Below are 19,308 nucleotides of genomic sequence, written 5' to 3'. Positions count from 1 at the left end.
GGCGGGCCGCGGACCCGCGCACCCTGCCCCTCATCGGCCCGAAGACCTGCCCGCGCTGCGGTCCGGGCTCCCCGAGCTGCTCACGCAGGCGCCGGAGCGTGGCCTGTCAGGGCAGGATCACCACCAGCACGCTGCAGGGCGCGTGCTCGATCAGGGCGCCCGAGATGGAGCCGCGCCACCACCGCGCGGCCCAGCTGTCGAGGTGCTTGTGTCCGACCACGATCAGGTCGGCCTCGACCTTGCGCGCCTGGCGCGTGATCTCCTCGACGGCTTCCCCCATGACCACGTCGCCCCGGGCGGAGAAGCCGGCGGTTTCCAGGCGCCGCAGGCCGTCGCGCAGCACCGCGTCGAACTTGTGGCGCTCGCGCTCTTCGAGTTCGACGTCGTAGACGCCGCCTTCCAGGCCCACGAAACTCATCGTGGAAGGCATGACGGCGACCAGGACCACTTCGGAGCCACCCCACTGCGCGAGTTCGCGGCAGTCGAGCAGGGCCTTCTGCCCGGCGTCGCTTCCGTCATAGGCCAAAAGAATTCGCTTGAACATGCCGCTCTCCCGTCGGTGTGGACGACCACAGGATAGAAGGCCGCGCCCGACCTCGGCAGGGGAGAAAACCCGCAGGTCGGCGACTCAGAAGCGCGCGAGCAGACCCAGGTGCAGGCGCCAGGCCTGGCTGTCGGGGGCGGTGGTGGGCGCGTTCACGACGCGGGCGAGGTCCGCGGCGAGCTGCCACCGCGACTGGCTCCAGCGCACGCCCGCGCCTGCGGCCGCGAGGCTGTCGCTGGCCTGGGTGGCCAATGAGCGGACGGCTCCGCCGTCCGCGAACACCACCGGGCGCACGCCGCTGTCGCCGAGGGCCGGCCCGGTGCCCTCCACGTTCCACTGCAGGCCGCGCTCGCCGGCGACCACCCGGTCGCTGAAGCCGCGCACCGAGTTGAGCCCGCCGAGGCCGAACTGCTCGCCCGCGATCAGCCGGTCGCTGGTGTGCTGCCCGCGCAGCCGCGCAGCGACCTGCCAGTTGCCCACCGGCGCGGCGGCTTCGGCGTTCCAGCGCAGGGCGCGCCAGCCGCGCTCGCCGCCGTTCGCCGCGTGGCGCAGCGTCTCGTTGGCGCTGCCGCCGCCGATGTTGGTGGCCCATTCGAGCGAGCCGGTCCACAGGCCCCACGCCGGTTCCTGGCGCAGCGAAGCTTGCAGCGCCAGCACGCGCGAGCCGACGTCGGGCTGGATCTGCACGCCGTTGAAGGTGGTGCTGTTGCGAAACAGCCGGTCTTCCAGGGAGACGCCCAGCGTGGGCTGCAGGTTGCCCTGGCGGCGCAGCGCCTTGGCCAGCCGCACGCCGTAGAAGCGGCCGCTGCCGCTCACGTCGAAGTAGTTGGCGCCCTGCAGCACCCGGCCCGAGTCGATGTCGGACTCGGTGTAGAAGGCCGAGGCGGTGAGTCCGGTGCCGTACCAGGGGAGCTGGTAGTAGGCGCCGAACAGGCGCACGCCGGAGAGGTCACGCGGGTCGCTGGTGTAGGACAGGGTGGCGACATGGTCGCGCCCGAACAGGTTGGCGTGCTGCCAGGCCGCGCTGACGCGCCAGATGTCGTTGTGCGGATCGCGCGAGCGCAGCGCGTAGTTGGCGGTGCTGGACAGCAGGAAGCTGGCGGGCTCTGTGTCGCGCACGCGCACCACCGCGTCGATGGCGCCGGGCGTGCGGGATTCGCGGAAGGTGACGCTGATCTGCTTGGCCGGGTTGTTGTTGCTGGCCGAGACATCGGCCCCGAGGCGCTCGACCTCGGGCACCTCGCCCTCGCGCAGGGTCGGCAGGCTGGCGCGCACGTTGGCGTCGCTGAAGTGGCGGTTGCCCTGGAGTTCGACCTCGCCCAGCGTGAAGCGCACGACATCCAGGCGCACCTCGCCGCCGGTGGGTCGCTGCGCCGGAACGTAGACCCGCAGGAAGGCATGGCCTTCGTCGCGCAGGCGCCGCTCGAGCGCCTGCGCGGCCGACTCGATGTCGGCCAGGCTGCGGCGCTCGCCGGTAAAGGGCGCGAGCGTTGCGGCCACCTCGGCTTCGGACAACGGCAGGCTGCCATCGACCACATAGCGGCGCACGTCCAGGGTCGGGCCCTGCGCAGGGGCTTGCGCCGGGGCCTGGGCGCGGGCCGGCCCGGGCAGAAGCGATGCGCCGGCCAGCACAGCGGCCAGGCCCAGGGAAGACAGGGAGTGATTCATCGAAAACGGGTGGGATCGGGTCGGGTCAGAGGCGGCAGATCTCCTGCCCGGCCTGGCCCACCGGGCCGCCGAACAGCGATTGCAGCAGGCCCGAGGTCCCGCTGAACGATTCGGGAATCGGGATCGGGTCGAGCAGCAGGAAGCGCGGGACCGGCTGGATGCGCCGCGCGTCGCCCTCGCGACCCGACCAGGCGCTCTCGCCCGGGCCCAGTTCGACGGTGGAGGCGCCGGAGCGCACGAACACATGGCCCTCGCGCACGTACACGTAGAGCCCGTCGGCGCCCGCCGGATCGACGGAGGCGAAGAGCGCGTCCCAGTCGATGGCCACGCTGTCCGGACGGGGCGCGGTGAAGGACAGCAGGAAGGGCGGCACCACGCGCAGCACGCGTGGCAGGCCGTCGGCCCCGATGAAGCCGGCCTGCTCGAGCGCCACGTCGAGCGGGCCGCGCTCGAAGTAGGTCGTGCCCTGCCAGGTCCGCATGAACAGGCCGTGCTCGGGCAGGTTGGCGGCGCCTGGTTCGGCCGCAGCGACCGCAGGGTCGGGAAAACAAGTCGCTGCGAAGAAGGTGCCGCCCGCAGTGCATCTCTCGCTCAACGCCGGATCGGCGCAGGGCCCTTCGCAGCTGATGTCCATGCCGGTGCCGCGCACGCCGATGGTGGAGGTCGTGGTCTTGATCTTCACGGCCTCGGGCGACTGGCGCCCGATGAGGCCGGTGAGTGCGCGCAGCCCGCCGCGCAGCAGCCCGAGGGTCATGCCGTTCGGCGCCTGCGGCTGGTTGAAGCTGAAGGCGCTGATGCGCAGCACGGTCTCGGGATTGACCGAGACAACGCTCTGGTCGCGAAAGCCGAGCACGAGGGTCGAGCCCGCGGCGGTGCGCACCTCCTCGCCCTCGAACAGCGTGCCGCCGACCGCCAGCGCGCGGCTCACGCGGGCCGGGCTGGTGGCGCTCGCCTGGCCGGTGAGCTGGACCACGCGCGCAGCCACGGGCTGCGGGATGGCGGGCGCGGCGGTGACCGGCGCGGAGTTCTCGGTGCGGCAGTCGTCGCCGCACAGGCGCGCGTCGAAGCTGGTGCCGCGGATGCCGATGGTGGCCGTGGGCGTGCGCAGTTCGACGCCGGCCGGATTGCGTTTGCCCACCAGTCCCGTGACCACCCGCACGCCGCCCTTGATCAGCCGCAGCCAGGCCGATTCGGCGCCTTCGCCGTGCGCGAAGCGCTCCACGGTGAACGAGGTCGCGGGCCGCAAGGTGTACTTGCTGCCGTCGCGCAGCGTGAGCACCGCGAAGCCGCGCTCGGTGGTGCTGAGCGTGTCGCCTTCGAGTACCGGATCGCCCTTGCCGAGGAAGCGGTAATCGCCCCCGGGCTGCTGGGCGGTCGCCATGCCCTGCAGGTGCGAGACCTCGCCGGCCTGCGCGGGTGCGGATGCGGGTGCGGATGCGGGTGCGGGCGCCTGGGCACGCAGCCCGGTTGCGGCGAGCGCCAGGCCCGCGAGCAGCAACGAACGCAGCACGGGGCCCGCGCAGCCGCGAACCAAGGACGGGGAATCGGTGCGCATCGCTCGCGTCCTCAGAGGCACTGGTTGCGCCGGTTGCGGTGCATGGCGAGGGTGCCGTCGTCGAGCAGCACCAGCTGGAAGGTATCGCCGTACAGATCGATCAGGCTGAGGTTGGAGCCGGTGACCAGGCCGACATAGTCCTTCAGAGGCACCGGCGATTGCGGCAACTGCGGAATCGACGTCGGCGGCGCGGGCGGCGCGGGCGGCGCCGGCGGCACCGGGGGTGGGATGTACTGCGAGATGGAGAACGGGCCGAACAGGTTGGTGGTGCAGCTCACGCACACGCCGTCGATGGTGATGGTGCCGGCGTTGCTCACGGTGATCGTTCCGCCCAGCAGCTTCACGTCCTGCGGCCCCACGTAGTTGAACGTGCCGGCGGAGATGCTGGCGGCGGCGCCGCCGCTGGACAGCGTGAGGCTGCCGGTGGTCGAGGCCAGGTTGAAGGTGCCCGCCGTGATGGTGCTGCTGGCGCTGGCGCTCGCGCCGCCCTGCAGCAGCACCGAGCCGGTGGATACCACGTTCAGCAGCGTCGGGTCGATGCTGGCCGAGCCGGCGGCACCGCCCACGAGCTCGGTGGCGCCGTAGACGGTGCTGATGCTCATCGCGTCTGCCGCGTTGACCGCCGCCGTGGCCGCCGCCGTCGCGCCGCCCTGGATGCGCAGGGCTGCGGCGACCAGGTTCAGCTCGGTCGCGGCGCTGATTTCGCTGCGTCCCTGGTCCTCGGCGTGTCCGACCTGCACCGTGCCCGCCGCGTCGTAGTTGGCGTCGGTCGCCTGCAGGTCGAGCGCGCCGCCGGAGGTGATGCCCGCGAGGCTGTTGCCGCCGGTGCTGGTGTTGCGCACCGACACCGTGGCGCTGCCGCGCGTGGTGCCGTCGCCGAGCAGGTGCACGCGCTGGTCGTAGCCGGCCGCGGTGCTGAGGCCGGCGAATGCGTTGGCCTGGGTGCCGCCGAGCGCGATGGCGAGCGTCGCGGCCTGCACCGACTGCTGGCCGCCGGCCGCGTGCACGCGGACCTCGCGGCCGGCCGCATTGGACAGCACCAGCGCGCCGCCTGCCTGCAGCTCCTGCGCGCCTTCGGAGTGAATGGCCAGGGAGCCCGACGCGACGCTGGGCGCGACCAGCAGCACGTTGCCGCCCGCGCGCACCGTCTGCAGGTTTTCGGCGGCCTGCTGGACGATGCCGGTGTCGGTGGCGCCGCTGCCGCCGGTCACCTCGATGTTGCCGGCGGCCGTGACGGTCTGCGCTCCGTTGACGTCGTTGACGATGCCGGTAATGCCGGCGCCGGTGCCGCTGTCGGTGCCGCCCTGGATGGTGATCCTGCCGAGCGACTGAACCGACTGGCCGCCCACCGCGCTGACCTGCGCCATCGATCCGGCGCCGGTGCCGCCGGTGAGGGCGATGAGGTTCTCGGCTGCCAGGAACTGCCCGCCGGTGGTGGTGGCGATGCGCGCATGGGCACCGGCGGCGCCGCCGGTGACGGTGATGCTGTCGGTGGCGTCGTGGGACCAGGCGTAGCTCGTGTCGCCATCGACGCCGGCGCCGCCGATGCGCTGGGTGCCGCCCGTGGTGGTGACCTCGGCGAACGCGCCGGCGGCGCCGCCCTGCACAGCGATGCTGCCGCCGGCCAGCAGCGTCTGCTCGTTGCCGGCGCGGATCGCGGCGAAGGCACCGGCAGCGCTGCCGCCCTGTACCAGAATGGCGTCGGTGGCGTCCTGTCCGCTGAGAAGGTTGCCGCCGATCACCTGCGAGCCGTTCAGCGACTCCACCAGCGCGCTGGCGTTGACGCCCGTGCCGCCCGCAACCACGATGTTTCCGCCGCTGCTCAGCGTCTGCACGCCACCGGTGGCGATGCGCGCGCCGTCGCCGCTGCCGCCGCGCACTTCGATGAGATCGGTCGCATTGGCCTGCGAGGTGTTGGCGCTGCCGATGGTCTGGCTCGCTCCCGCACCGGTCGCGACTATCTCCGCTGCCGTGCCTGTGACGCTGCCGCCGATCACGCTGATGGCGCCGCCGGCCTGCACGACCTGGCTGGTGGCGGCGCGGATGGCGGCGGTCGCGCCGGTCGCGGATCCGCCCTGCACGCGCACGTCCTGCGTGGACAGGTTGCAGCCGTAGTAGCAGCTGGTGCTGTTCGAGCCGATGGTCTGCGCGGCGCCGGACGTGATCTCCGCCCGCGCGTTCAGGCCCGAACCGGCCAGGACCTCCACGTTGCCCGTCTCCTGGGGTTCGCTGCCGCGCCCGGCGTAGAGCGACTGGTTGCCGCCGGCCGTGAGCACCGCCGACGCGCCGTCGCCGGAGCCGCCCTGCACCAGGATGGCGTCGGTGCCGGAGCCGTAGCCACCGCCGGTGTAGGCGACGCCCAGGCTCTGGATGGTGCGGCTGGAGAGTTCGGCCATGGTGCCGGCGCCCGTGCCGCCGGCCACGCGGATCGCGCCGCCGATGGCGCCGATGTTCTGCGCGCCCGCGATCAGCTTGGCGTACGAGCCTGCGCCCTGCCCCGTCGAGGCGTTGCCGCCCTGCACGATCAGGTCGCCGCCGATGCTGCCCGACTGCGACCCCGAGCGGTTCGCGTCGAGCATCCAGGTCGCGTGGCTGTCCTGTCCGCTGCCGCCGCGCACCGCGAGCGAGCCGCCGATGGCCAACTGCTGGAAGGTCGTCGCCGCCTGCAGGCGTGCGTGCGAGAAGGCGCCGGTGCCGCCCTGCACGACGGTGTCGCCGCCGCTTTCGATGCGCTGCTCGTACACGGTGGCGCCCGTGGTGTCCACGCTCGCGTGGGCGTTGCTGCCCGAGCCGCCGGCCACGAGAAGCTGTCCGCCCGCGCGCAAGGTCTGGTAGGTGTTGCCGGTGGCCGCGCTCGCGGAGCTGAGCTGGGCGGAGGCGCCGGTGCCCGAGCCGCCGCGCACGATGAAATCGCGGCCGGCGCTCAAGGTCTGGTTGACGATGGCCGAACTCGCCACGCTGACCGCGGCGGCATCGGCCTCGATGCGCAGGTCACGGCCGGCATTCATCTGGACTTCGCGGGCATTCACCGTGGTCGAGGCGCCCGCCTGGGCTCCGGAGGCGATGCGGATGTCCTGCGAGGCGAGCAGCTGCAGCGTGCCGGCGACGTTCACCGTGCGCGCGGTGGAGTCGGCGGCCAGCGTGACGTCGCCTGCGCGGGCCTGCAGCGTGAGGTTGTCGAGGCCACTGACGTTGCCGGTCAAGGCCACGCCGCCGTCGGTGGCGCGCAGGGCCAGGGCGGTCTGCCGGGTGGCGTTGCCGGTGAGCGCGGTGGTGTTGGCGAAGCCGGCGAGCGTGAGCTGGTTGGCACCCGTGTCGCGGCCCAGCGTGAGCGTGTTGGTGCCCGGCAGCCCCACCTGCACGGAACCGGTGCCGCCGACGGAGGCCTCGAGGTCGAGGCTGGTGAGCTGGCCTGCGCCGACGTTCACGTCGATGGTGTCCTGCGCGCGCAGCGTGAGCCTTCCGGCATGCGCCAGCTGCAAGGTTCCGGCGCCGCCGCCGCCGATGCTGCCGCGCTGTGCGTCGAGCACCACGTCGGCGCCGAAGCCCAGCGGCAGCAGGCTGCCGACGGCATCCAGCAGCGCCGTTGTAATGTTCAGCCCGGTGCCGCCGGCGCGGATGTCGCCGTTCTGTGCGATCAGCGTGACCTTGCCCGGCGTCAGGCCATTGGTGTTGACGGTGCCGACGACGACGTCGCCGTTGCGCGAGGTGGCGGACAGCGCGCCCCCGCCCGTGGTGACGCCCGCCAGCGTCACCGAGCCGCCGGTCTCGAACGCGAAGCTGGCCGGGGTCAGGCGCAGCCCGAGCCCGCCGGCGTTGACGGTGAGGTCGGTGTCGGACGCCATCGTGAACGCGAAGGCGCCCTGCTGGACCGGGTCGAGGTTGAGTTCGAATCCACCGCTGCGGGCGGCCAGCGCACTGTCGTTGTAGCTGAGGTTCCAGCTGCCCAGCAGGCTGGTGGACTGAGCCGAGATGGCCGACGCGCCGATGGCGAACGACTGCGATGCGAGCAGCGGCGAGGTGGCGGTGACTTCGGCGCCGTTCGAGCCGGCGCCGGTGGCGCGGTCCCACTGCGCGTTGACGGTGAGGTGCGTGAGCTCGCGGTTGCCGACGTTCACGTCGAAGCCGCGGTCGGCGTTCACCGTGAGGCGCGTGGTGTCCCGCAGCTCGGCGGCGATGTTGCCGTCGCTGCCGGCGCGGGTGGTGAGCGTGGCCTCGCCGGCGGTCAGCGCAGCGCCGGCACCGATGGTGAGGTCGCCGCCGGAAGAGATGGTGGCCCGCGCGGCGCTGTGGGCCGCGGTGGCGGTGTAGGCGCCGCCGGTGCTGATGCTCAGGTCGCCGGCGGCGCTGAGGCTGCCGGTCGCGAGCGAGGTCGCGGCGTCGATGGTGATGCTGCTTGTGGCGTTGACGGTGCCGGTGGACAGCGCTCCGCCGGTGAGTTGCACCGTGCCGGCCGTGACGTTGCCGGCGGACAGCGCGCCGCCATTGAAAGTGAACGCGAGGGGCGCGATGACCTGCCCGACCTGGGCGTCGGTTGCGCGCAGTTCGACGCGCGCGCCGGCCAGGGTAGCGGCACGCACGGTGCTGCCGGCCTGCAGCGACACGGTGTCGATGGAGCTCGAGGTGATCCCGGTGCCGCCGGTGACGCTTCCCGCGCCGCCGGCGATCTCGATGCTGCCGCCGGCGGTCAGGCGCGCGCTGGTGGCGCTGCTGATGCTTCCGGTGCTCGTGATGCTGCCGGAGGCCGTGAGCACGAGATCCTCGGGCCCGTTCGTCAAGCCCAGGCGCGGCGAGAGCTGGCTGGGGCTGCTCCAGCCGCGCAGCGTGCCGGTGGTGGTGGCCGAGCCGATGGCGAGATTGGCACCTTCGAGCTTCAGGGTGTTGGCCGAGAGGTTGCCGGCCTGGATGTCGCCGCTCGCCCTGATCTCGAGCCCGTTCATGGGGGCGGTAGCCACGGTGACGTCGTTCACGCGCACGCTGCCCTGCGCCTCGATGGTGGTGTGGCCCGCACGGATGCTGCCCGAGAGCTGCTCGATGCTGCCGTCGGCCTTGAGGCCGAACTGTTTGATGCCGCTGCTTCCGGTGAAGGCCACGTCGCCGAAGCGCAGGCCGCCGCCCAGCGCGGTGAAACGCAGCAGGTCGAGTGTGCCGCCGGCCTGCGCCAGGTCGGCCAGCGTGAGGGCGGTGCCGTCGCTGCTGGCGGCCACGGTGACGCCCGCGGAGCGGAAGTTGGCGGTGTTCCCCGCGCCCACGCCCGCAGCCGACGCGCTGAGTTCGATGCCGCTGACGTTGCGCGCATCGCCCGTCGTGAAATCGACGGCGTCTACCTCGAAGCTCCCGCCGGTGGTGGCCACGCGCACCGTGGCGGGGGTGTCCACGCGCAGCGCGCGGCCGGCCGAGCCGATGTCGCGCCCCGCGCTCAGGGAGATGGCGGCGCCGGCGCGGATGTCGAGCGGGTTGGCCAGCTGCGTGTCGCCGATGAAGCCGTTGATGCTGTGTGCCGCCGCCACGGTGACGCTGCCCGCCGCGTCGATGTCTGCGGCTGTGTCGTCGATGCGCGTGCGAACAGCGCCGCCACTGCTGCTGAGGCTCACGCTGCCGACGCTGGAGCCCAGCTTGCCGAAGGTGATATCGCCGCCGGCGCTGGCGCTGATGCCCGACCGTGCCGTCACGTCCTGCAGCGACACGCTGCCCTGCGCTGCGGTGAACAGCGCGCTGCCGTTGGTCGTCGAGAGTGCGCCGGCTGCGGTGATGTCGCCATCGACCGCGGACAGCGAAATCGTTCCTGCGATGCGGTTGACGTTGCCGGTGATGTTGACGTCGCCGCTGACATTGCCGGTGATGTCGCCGCTGCCCTGGTTGATGACGGTGTAGTTGCCCGAGCCGATGGTGCCACTGTCGTGCACCGCGATGGCGTTGGCGGTGCGGCGCGCCACGTAGCCCGATCCGGTGTTCTCGTAGTAGGTCCCGGAGTATCCGGCGCGCAGGTCCACGGAGCCGGACGCCGCGAGATGGTCGATGGTCAGGGTGCCGTGGCCGTTCAGGCGCATCAGGACAGGGCCGGACGTCGTCGCGTTCGCGATGTGGACGTTGTTGGTGGTCGGGTAGCCGGCGAAGTTGATCGGGAAGCCGCCGGTCGGAACGAACACCGTGCGTCCGGCCTGGATCTCGAGACCGTTCGCGCTGATGCCTCCGGTAACCGTAATGTCGCCGTTGTCGGTGGTGAGCAGGCGCACGCCGCCCGCTCCGGTGTGGATGGAATCGACAGCGATGGCGCTGATGGCGCTGCAGGCCTCGCTCGTGCTGCTGCACTGCGATGCGCGCACGTCCAGTCCCAGGCCAAAGGTGCGGGTGGTGACGATGGAGCCGAGCGCGATGCCGCCCCGCGCCTGGAGCAGGGCCGCGCCGCCGCCCTGCAGGTTCAGGCTGGAGACGTTCAGTCCGCCGTCGCGTACGTTCAGCGACAGCGAACCGTTGAATCCAGACGTGGCGCTGCCGGAGAAGTGCAGCTTGCCGCCCGAGGCGCCGAAGCTCCAGGCACCGAGGTTGACTCCACCGGTGAGGCTGCTGCCACCGAGCGCCGATACGGTTCCTTCGAGCGAGAGCGCGTTCAGCACGGTGCCGGCGTCCAGGCGCAGGTGCAGCGGTGCGGCCAGGCCGATGGCGCTGACCTGGGCTGGACCGAAGGCCGAGACGAGGTGCAGCGGCGCGGCCGCCGAACCGGCTGCGACGGCGCTGTTGCCGGCGTGGAGGGTGAGGCTGGACGTATGCAGCGCGCCGCCGCTCGCCTGCGCGAGGCCGCCGGTGGTGGCGAGGCCGATGCCGCCTGCCGCGCGCACGGTCCCCAGGCGCAGCAGCGAGCCGTCGAGGTTGGCGAGCGAGACGGACGATTCGGTGGATTCGGCGTTCACGCGATCGGAGACCTGCACCGTCGCGTCGATGCTGCCGCTCGCGCGCAGGTCGGCGACGCCGGCGGTGAGCCGGTGCACATCGATCTGCCCTTCCTGGGTGGACAGCGAGGCCGTGCCGCTGGTCACGTAGCGGCCACCCGAGATGCCGGACTGGCCGTGCGCGCTGATGGCGCCGCTGCCCGCGTTCACGTCGGCGCCGGTGATGGAGCCGGTGACCGAGCGCAGCGTGACAGCGCCGCCGCCCGAGTCGATCGCGCCGCCGTATTCGAGGTGACCATGCGTCTGGATATCGACGGCGCCGCCGGCCGTGCGGATGGTGCCCGGCCCGGTGAGCGACTGCCCGCGCAGCAGCACGGCACCGCCGGTGGTGGAGATGCCCGAGGCATGCTCCAGTGCGATGCCGCCCCCCTGGCTGGTCGTGCCGCCTGCCAGGATGGTGATGCCGGCGCCGGCCGTGGTCAGGCCGATGGCGTCCTTGACGAACACGTGGCGGTTGGCCTGCAGCGTGACGTTGGCTCCGAGCGCGTTCAGCCGGGTCGGATCGATGGTGACCACGTTGGGCGCGAAGTCGGCGAACTCGTCGGTGACGCTGGGCACCACGCCGCTGCCGATGGCCACGATGATGTCCAGCGGGTCGAGCAGCAGCATGCCGAGCGCGCCCCGCGGCGCCTTCAGGTCGGCGCTGCCGGTGAACTGCAGGTTCTGCTTGCCCGACACCTCGGCGAAGCCGCCGTTGCCGCCCTGTTCGCCGCCGCGGGCAGACAAGGCGCCGCCGAAGCGGGTGTTCTCGTCGGCCCAGACGATGATGCGGCCGCCGTCGCCCTGCCCGGTGGCGTCGGCGCGCAGCGTCGCCCCCTCGGCGACCGACACGCGGCGCGCATTGGGCACCTGCGCGTTCGCGCCCTGAAAGTCGCCGCCGACCAGCACCTGGCCGCCGCCCGAGCGCCCCGAGGCATCGACCAGCGAGCCGGCGTTGAGAGCGACGCGGTCGCCGAGGACCTGCACCGAACCGCCCGCGCCCTCGCTGCCGGTCGCCAGCACCTGGCCGCCCACACGGGTCGTGCCGGCGAGGCTCTGCAGCCGCACCTGCCCGCCGCCCAAGCCGCTGGCACTCACCACGCTGGTGGCGCCCAGCGTCAGCTCACCCGAGGCGACCAGCGCGATGCTGCCGTCGGCGCCCTGCACCATGCGGTCGGCACGGATCTCGCCGGTGTTGCGCAGCGTGGCGGCGAACGCATGGACCGCGCCGTTCTCGGCGATCAGCTTGCCCAGGTTGAGCACCGAGTCGGTCGGCGCCTGCACCTCGAAGCGCACGCCCGCGTGGTCGGAGCTGGTGATCTCGATGCTGCGGCCCGCCGCCAGCAGGATCTGGCCGTCGGGCGCGTGGATGATGCCGCTGTTGGTGACGTCGGGCGCGATCAGCGCCACCTTGCCGCCCGGGCCGGCGGTGATGATGCCGTCGTTGCGGATGGCACCGGCCGCGCCGCTGGCCATGAAGCGCATGCGCCCGGCCAGGAAGTCCGCGTCGGACAGGTCGAGCGTCGAGGCGACGAAGCTGTTGGTGTCGATGCGCGCGCCGCTGCCGACGACGATGCCGCTCGGGTTGATGAGGAAGACCTGGCCGTTGGCCTGCAGCTGGCCCAGCAGCTGCGACGCGTTGCCGCCCGTCACCCGGTTGAGGACGGCGCTCTGCGCGGAGGGCTGGACGAAGCGGGCCAGCTCGCCCGGACCGATGGAGAACGCCTGCCAGTTGATGATGGCGCCGTTGCCTGCGGTGACCTGCAGCGTGCCGGGCGCCGGCTGGCTGATGCCGACCTGCCCGTTCACCACGACGGCGCCTTGCGGCAAGGCCCAGGCCGGGACGCCCAGCGCCGCCTGCACGGCAACGGCCAGCGCGCTCAGGCGCGGTCTGCGGTAGGTGCCCAACTTCCTCATGACGACTCCTGCCGAACGCCTGTCGTTGCGTACTACTGCGGAGGCGGTTCGAATGTACGGAAAGGTCTTGAGGATACTTTTTGAAACGAAAACACCCAAGTCGCACAAGCGTCTTCGGGGCGCCCCCTAGAACTTTGGGCAAAGGCAACGCTCGCAATCGGTGGCGCTGACGCGACAGCAGGGTGACGCAGTGCCAGTTCCTATGGGTGCCGGGCGCTAATTCAGGTCTTCGACCGGCAACGCGACGTAAGCACGTCCGACGGGGTGCACGGCAATGCGGCCGCCGAAGACGCGCTCGACGGCGCGGTGGGTGGCGGGATCGGTGCAGTCCCCCTGGTGGGCGACGCGGCCGTCGGCCAGCAGCACCAACGCATCGGCATGCAGGGCCATGCCGATCTCGTGCAGCACGCTCACGGCGGTGCCGCCGGCGCGGACATGGACCCGCACCAGTGCCAGCCAGTCGGCCTGGTGTGGCGGATCGAGGTTGGCCAGCGGCTCGTCCATGAGCAGCAGCGCGGCTTCGACCGCGAGGGCGCGCGCCATCAGCACCCGCTGGCGTTCGCCGCCCGAGAGGCGTCCGAGCGTGCGCTCACGCCATTCCCAGCAGCCGGTGCGGCGCATGGCGCGCTCGACGGCCGCATGGTCGGCGGCCGACGGCGCTGCCAGCCAGCCCTGATGCGGCAGGCGCCCGAGCAGCACGACGTCGCCGGCGCGCAGGTCTTCGGCGCCGCCTTCGTTCTGGCCGAGCCAGGCCAGCAGGCGGGCCCGATCGCGTGCGGACAGCGTGCCGCGCGCGCGGCCCAGCAGCCGCACCTCGCCCTCCATGGGCAGCAGCCCCGCCAAGGCCTTGAGCAGGGTGGTCTTGCCGGCGCCGTTCGGCCCGGCCACGGCGGTCCAACGACCCGCCGGCAATGTCAGGTCGATGCCATGCAGCACCTCGCGGCCGGCCAGCGAGACCCGCAGGCCGCGCGCCTCCAGCGCTGGCGCCGACGAAGGCGATCCTGCGGGAAGCGCCGCCGCGCCCGCGCTCACCGCAGCCTCCGGCGCATGAGCCACAGCAGGTAGATGCCGCCGAGGGCCGCAGTGAGCGCGCCCACGGGGAGTTCCTGCGGAGCCACGAGACCGCGCGCGAGCACGTCCGCGGCCAGCAGCAGCACGCCGCCCGCGCCGGCTGCCAGGGGCAGCAGCGCCCGGTGCGTGGGTTGCACGGCCGCACGCACCAGGTGCGGTGCCGCCAGCCCGACGAATGCGATGAGGCCCACCTGCGCCACCGCCACCCCGGTCGCGAGCGCCAGCACCGCCACCAGCACCACGCGCACCGGCCCGAGCGCAACGCCCAGGCTCGCGGCGGTCGCCTCGCCCAGGGCCAGCGCGTCCAGGGCCCGGCCGAGGCCCAGACTCACAAGCAGCGACGCCGCCAGTGCCGCGGCGAGCAGCTGCACGCCCGGCCAGCCGATGAAGCTGGTGCTGCCGAAGAGGAAGCCCTGCATGGCCCGCATCACTTCGGGCACGCGGAACATGATGAGTGCGGTGCCGGCGCCGAGCACCATGCCCACGATGATTCCCGCCAGCAGCAGGCGCACCGTCTGCTGCATGCCGCGGGACAGGGTGAGCGTCAGCAGCACGGCCAGGACCGATCCGGCGAATGCCGCGCCCGAGAGGCCGATGTGCCCGGCCCAGCCACCCGCCGCCAGCGGCGAGACGCCGGTCGCGGCGAGCAGCAGCGCCACCCCGAGCCCCGCGCCGCTGGCGCTTCCGAGCAGGTAGGGGTCCGCGAGCGGATTGCGCAGCAGCCCCTGCGCGAGCGCGCCCGCCAGGCCGAGCAGCGCGCCCGCCAGCCAGGCGCCCAGGCTGCGCGGCATGCGGATCTGCCAGACGATCGCGTCCTGCAGGTCGCCTGCGAGGGCCAGCGGCTGCCAGCCGGCGCTTCCCACCGACAGGCCGACCCCCAGCAGGACCGCGGTGAGCGCCGCCAGCACCAGCGCGAACAGCGCACCGGAACGCCGCGCCGAGCCCACCGGCGCATCGCGGAGATCGGCATCGATCGTCGCCCTCACCCGCCGCTCCTGCCGTGCTGCTGCAGGCAGTCCGCCATCAGCCGAACGCCCTGCGCCACGCGCGGGCCGGGACGCACCAGCACGTCGGCATCCGCCCCGACGAAGCGGCAGATGCGCTTGTCGCGCACCGCGCGGATGCCGGCCCAGCCGGGGCGCGTCGCGAAGGGCTCGGCGTGCGACGAATGCATGATGACCTGCGGATCGGCGCGCACCACGAACTCGGGGTTGAGCCGGGGGAACGGACCGAGGTGGCCTGCGACCACGTTGACGGCGCCCAGCCGCGCGAGCAGTTCGCCGACGAAGGACGCTTCGCTGGCCGCGTACGGGCCGCTGCCCACTTCGAAGTAGACGCGCTGGCCGTTCTGCGCCGGCCCGAGCCGCTGCGAGGCATCGGTCAGCTCGCGCTGGATGCGGGCCCAGAGTGCGTCGCCGCGGCTGGTGGCGAGCAGCGCGTCGAGCTGCCCGATGACACGGCGCAGATCGTCCAGACGGCGCGGCTCCAGCGCCGCGACGGGAATGCCCAGGCTCTCCAGCCGCCCGATCGTGCGGCTGGAGCCGGCGGCCAGCACCAGGTCGGGCCGCAGGGCGACGATGGCTTCGACCTGCGTGTCCTCCAGCCCGCCCACGTGCGGCAGTGCGCGCACCGACGCAGGCCAGTTGGAGTAGTCATCGACCGCCACCAGGCGATCGCAGGCGCCGAGCGCGCAGACGGTCTCGGTCAGCGAAGGCAGCAGCGACACGATGCGCTGCGGCGGCTTGTCGAGCCGCACCGGGCGGCCGCGGTCATCGACCACGCCGCCTTCCGGCGGCGCTGCCACCGCCTGCGCACCCGAAGCGATCCACAGCAGCACCACCAGCCATGGCAGCAGCAGGCGCGCCAGCACGCTCATCCCATGTCCTTGAGCGTCAGCGGCAGTCCGGCCGACATCAGGGTCACGCGCTCGCAGGCGGCGACGGCCTGCTGCTCCAGCGTGCCGAGGGTGCCGACCAGGCGCTGCAGGTCGGGCCGCGCCTGCACGCCCTCGGAGTCGATGCAGTTGCTGACCAGCACCAGGGGCCCGGCGCAGGCGTTCACCGCATCGACCATCCGCAGCGTCCGTGCAGGACCGGCGGCAGCGGCCTCGGACTCGTCCGGGGCCATGGCGTGGACCAGGCTCGCCGTGAGCCAGAAGCCCAGGCAATCGACCACGATCAGGGTGTCGGGGCGGCTGTGCTGGCCCAGGGCATGGGCCAGCTCCGTCGGCTCCTCGAGCCGCGGCAGGGCCGGCCCGGAACCACCGCCCGAGGCGCGGCGGCAACGCCGTATGAGATCGCGCAGCTCCTCGTCCCAGGGCTGGGCCGTGTCGATGCAGACGGCGCGGTGGTGGGGGGCGGCCGCGATCCAGGCGGCGGCCAGGGCCTCGGCCCGGGCGCTGCGGCCCGCGCCGCCGGCGCCGAGCACCAGCTCGCTGCGGGCCACGCGCAGTTCAGCCATGGCGCAGGCTCCAGTCCATCACGATGCGATGCAACTGCGCGACGCCGTCGGTGAGCGCCGCCGGCCCCGGCTGCAGGATGTCGGCGGACTTGATCTCGAACAGTTGCCCGGTGCGCACGGCGGCGACCTCCTGCCAGCCGGGCCGGGCGGCGACCCGCTCCGGGCGGAACTTCTTGCCGCACCAGGAGCCGATGACGATCTCGGGATTGCGGCGCACGATCTCCATCGGGTCCTGCACGATGCGGTCCTTGCCCAGGGACTGGCGCGAGAGTTCCTCGAAGCAGTCGTCGCCGCCGGCGATGGTGAGCAGCTCGCTCACCCAGCGGATGGCGCTGATGGGCGGTTCGTCCCATTCCTCGAAGAACACGCGGGGGCGCCGCGACAGCGCGCGCGCCTGCTCGGCGAAGCGCTCGAGCTGCCCGCGCATCTGCGCGAGCAGCTGCTCGCCGCGCGCGGCCTGCCCGACCAGCGCGGCCACCTGCCACAGCATGGCGAAAATCTCGGCCACGCTGCGCTGATTGAAGACGGTGACCTGCACGCCGCGGCGAACCAGGGCGCTGGCGATGTCGGCCTGCAGGTCGGAGAAGCCGAACACGCAGTCGGGCTCGAGCGCCAGGATCTGGTCGATCTTGGCGGTGAGGAAGGCGCTGACGCGCGGCTTCTCGTTGCGCGCGCGGCGTGGCCGCACGGTGTAGCCCGAGATGCCGACGATGCGATGCTCCTGGCCCAGCAGGTACAGCCACTCGGTCGTCTCCTCGGTGAGGCAGACGATGCGCCGGGGGCTGTAGCTGTCGGGGACCAGGTTCATGGGAGCTCGCCTGCCTTCAGAACGCCACGCGCACAGCCGCCGTGAAGGCGCGGCCGGGCTCGGGGTACAGCGAGGTCGCCTGCCCGCCGGCACAGGCGAATGCCTGGGTGAAGAAGCGGCGGTCGAACAGGTTGGTGGCGCCGAGCGAGAACTCGGCCTGCCGCCACTGGAAGGCGTAGCGGGCGTCTGCGGTGGTGTAGCTCGGCACGGAGCAGCTGTTGGCGAAATCCACGTACTGCGAGGATACCCAGTTGACGCCGCCCGAGAGCGTGTGGCCGGCTGCCGGACGCCAATCGGCGCGCACCGCCATCGTGCGCTCGGGCACCAGCGGCACCGTGGCGCCGGCGTAGGGGCCCTCGCGGAACTCGGCACGACGCAGCGCGGCGTGCGCGCGCAGACCCAGCTCGCGCGTGACGCGCTGCTGCAGGTCGAGCTCGATGCCCTGCCGGCGGGTGGGGTCGAAGTTCACGTTGGCACCGTTGAAGCCGAACGGTGACGATGGCCCTACCGCCTGCGGGTCGTAGCCAATCTCGTTCTCAAGAACGCTGCGCCACACCCGCAGCTCGGCGCTGCCCGCGTCGCGCACCCAGCGCGCGCCCAGCTCGAGGTCGCGCGAGGTCTGGGGCGCCAGCGCCACGGCGGGCGTCGTGAAGTTGAACTCGTCCACCTTGGCCAGCCTGAAGCTGCGCCCCGCGCGGGCATAGGCCGTCACGTCGCTCGTGATCGGATGGCTCGCGCCCAGCTCCCACGCCTGCTGCCGCCCGCGCAGATCGTCGGGCGCACCGGTGTCGGTCTTGACCAGGCGCTCGGTGCGCCAGCCCGCGGACAGGCGCGTGCCCGAAGCGAGCGTGAGGTCGTCGCGCACGAACCAGGCGCGCGTCTCCTGGGTCGCGCTCGCGCCGAAGGCGCCGAGCACCTCGCGCTCCCACTCCCCGCGCTCGTGGCCGAGCACGAGCACGTTGCGCAGCCCGCCCGGCGTGGATGCGTGCCGCGCGCTCAGCGAGCGCGTGCGCGCGTCGATGTCGTACTCGTAGCCCGAGGCGCTGCGCAGCGTGCGCACGCGGCTGCCCGCGTCGGCGCGCAGCTGCCAGTCGCCGACATCGAATTCGGCGAACAGCGTGCCGCGGCGGCCGTCCAGCCGCGCCCAGTCGGCGGGCGTGCTGGTCTGGCGCGGATCGGCCTCGTACTGGGCCCGCGACAGCGCGCCGGGCAGGCGGGTGTCGAGGTCGTCCTCGGCAATGCTGCCCCCCACGCGCAGACCCTCGCCCACCCATTGCGCGCCGAGCGAAGCGGCTTCCTGCGTGAAGCCGCTGTTGGCGCGAAAACCATCGGCCTTGCGGCGCTGCGCACTCGCGTCCAGGCGCAGCTGCTGCGCAGCGAGCGTGGCGGAGCCACGCACCTCGCGCAGGCCGTAGCTGCCGGCACCCGCGTAGAGCGAGGCGCCGTTGCCGGCCTGCGTGCCGGCGCCGGCGCGGGTCGTGATCACGATCACCCCGCCGGTGGCACCCTCCCCGTAGAGGACGGCGCCGCTGCCACGCAGGACTTCGATGCGTTCGATGTTCTCCACCGGTATGGCGGACAGGCGCGTTCCCCCGGTGTCGGCCTCGCTCAGGCGCTGTCCGTCCAGGACCACCACCTGGTTGCTGTCTGCGGTGGCGCCGAAGCCGCGCAGATCGAGCGCGTACTCACCGCCGCCGAAGAGGTCGGCCCGGCCGGGAATGCCCAGCAAACGGATCAGCGCCTCATTGACGGTGCTGGCACCGCTCGCGCGGATTTCTTCGCCGGTAAGCACCGTCACCCCCATCGGCAGCGACCTGGACACGTCGGGCAGGCGCGTCGCGGTGACACGGGTTTCGGGGAGGGTGGGCGTTTGCGCGACGGCGCAGGTCCCGGTGGCGAGGCCGAGCGTGAGCAGGGCGGTGCGGCCAAGGGCGGACACGGCCGAGCGGCCGAGGCGCGGTGCGGCCGCGTGGCGGGTGGGTGCGTGAAGCACACGAGTTGTCATGGAAGGAACACGAAGAAACGGAACCCGCACCGGGTACCCCGCCAGTGCATTGGGCATCACGGCGGCGTGCGCAGCACACCGCCACCTCGTTGGCCGGTATCCGGGCTGGCGGATCGCCTCCATCACCTTCCCAGCCCCGGTTTGGGGGGCCAGTGGCACATCTTGATGGGGCGGGTGCGCACGCGCTTCCGATCGCTCGCGAGTCGCACGTTCCGCTTACCGTTGCGGGGGCAGCGCAGGTTGGGCCCCCCGCTGGCGCGTCGGGCCTTCCTGCTTCCCGTTGAACTGCGGCATGTGAACCACACCGCGAGCACCAACGCCGCGATTCTAGAAGCAGCGCGCAGGGTGCCC

At 72.6% G+C, this 19,308-nt stretch carries 10 protein-coding genes and 1 riboswitch; all 10 genes read right to left on the bottom strand.

All coding sequences use genetic code 11. The features are described from left to right. Positions 1-106: 106 nt before the first annotated feature. Complete coding sequence (locus WG922_RS08145; RefSeq protein ID WP_340281954.1) at positions 107-544, bottom strand: universal stress protein; 438 nt, start codon at positions 542-544, stop codon at positions 107-109. 84 nt (positions 545-628) lie between these two features. Then, the gene (locus WG922_RS08140; protein WP_340281952.1) at positions 629-2,212 is read right to left on the bottom strand and encodes a ShlB/FhaC/HecB family hemolysin secretion/activation protein; all 1,584 of its coding nucleotides are present in this window, start codon (positions 2,210-2,212) and stop codon (positions 629-631) included. Positions 2,213-2,237: 25 nt separating this feature from the next. Continuing rightward, positions 2,238-3,767, bottom strand: coding sequence for a FecR family protein (locus tag WG922_RS08135; protein ID WP_340281951.1), 1,530 nt, complete (start codon positions 3,765-3,767; stop codon positions 2,238-2,240). 11 nt (positions 3,768-3,778) lie between these two features. Next, positions 3,779-12,613, bottom strand: coding sequence for a two-partner secretion domain-containing protein (locus WG922_RS08130; RefSeq protein ID WP_340281950.1), 8,835 nt, complete (start codon positions 12,611-12,613; stop codon positions 3,779-3,781). Between the two features lie 216 nt (positions 12,614-12,829). Then, on the bottom strand, positions 12,830-13,645 hold the full coding sequence (locus tag WG922_RS08125) for an ABC transporter ATP-binding protein (RefSeq protein ID WP_340281949.1): 816 nt from the start codon (positions 13,643-13,645) through the stop codon (positions 12,830-12,832). Beyond that, a complete protein-coding gene (locus WG922_RS08120) occupies positions 13,642-14,631 on the bottom strand; it encodes a FecCD family ABC transporter permease (protein WP_445322809.1) in 990 nt (329 codons plus the stop codon). Before WG922_RS08120 ends, WG922_RS08125 begins: the two co-directional genes overlap by 4 nt. Positions 14,632-14,666: 35 nt before the next feature. Continuing rightward, positions 14,667-15,560, bottom strand: a complete 894-nt coding sequence (locus WG922_RS08115) for an ABC transporter substrate-binding protein (RefSeq protein ID WP_340281947.1) — start codon at positions 15,558-15,560, stop codon at positions 14,667-14,669. After that, positions 15,557-16,144 carry a bifunctional adenosylcobinamide kinase/adenosylcobinamide-phosphate guanylyltransferase gene (locus tag WG922_RS08110; protein WP_340281945.1) on the bottom strand — a complete coding sequence of 196 codons (588 nt, stop codon included), beginning with the start codon at positions 16,142-16,144 and terminating at the stop codon, positions 15,557-15,559. Before WG922_RS08110 ends, WG922_RS08115 begins: the two co-directional genes overlap by 4 nt. Next, on the bottom strand, positions 16,137-16,952 hold the full coding sequence (locus tag WG922_RS08105; RefSeq protein WP_340281944.1) for a cobalamin-binding protein: 816 nt from the start codon (positions 16,950-16,952) through the stop codon (positions 16,137-16,139). Before WG922_RS08105 ends, WG922_RS08110 begins: the two co-directional genes overlap by 8 nt. Before the next feature lie 16 nt (positions 16,953-16,968). Beyond that, entirely contained in the window at positions 16,969-18,957 is a 1,989-nt protein-coding gene (locus tag WG922_RS08100) for a TonB-dependent receptor (protein ID WP_340281942.1), read from the bottom strand. 74 nt (positions 18,958-19,031) lie between these two features. Next, a riboswitch (cobalamin riboswitch) is annotated at positions 19,032-19,290 on the bottom strand. Positions 19,291-19,308 lie beyond the last annotated feature (18 nt).

It is taken from the genome of Ramlibacter sp. AN1015 (genome assembly GCF_037726105.1).
Classification (GTDB): domain Bacteria; phylum Pseudomonadota; class Gammaproteobacteria; order Burkholderiales; family Burkholderiaceae_C; genus Ramlibacter.
Note: the sequence above shows the minus strand (reverse complement) of the source record. Positions and strands in the feature narration are given on the sequence as shown.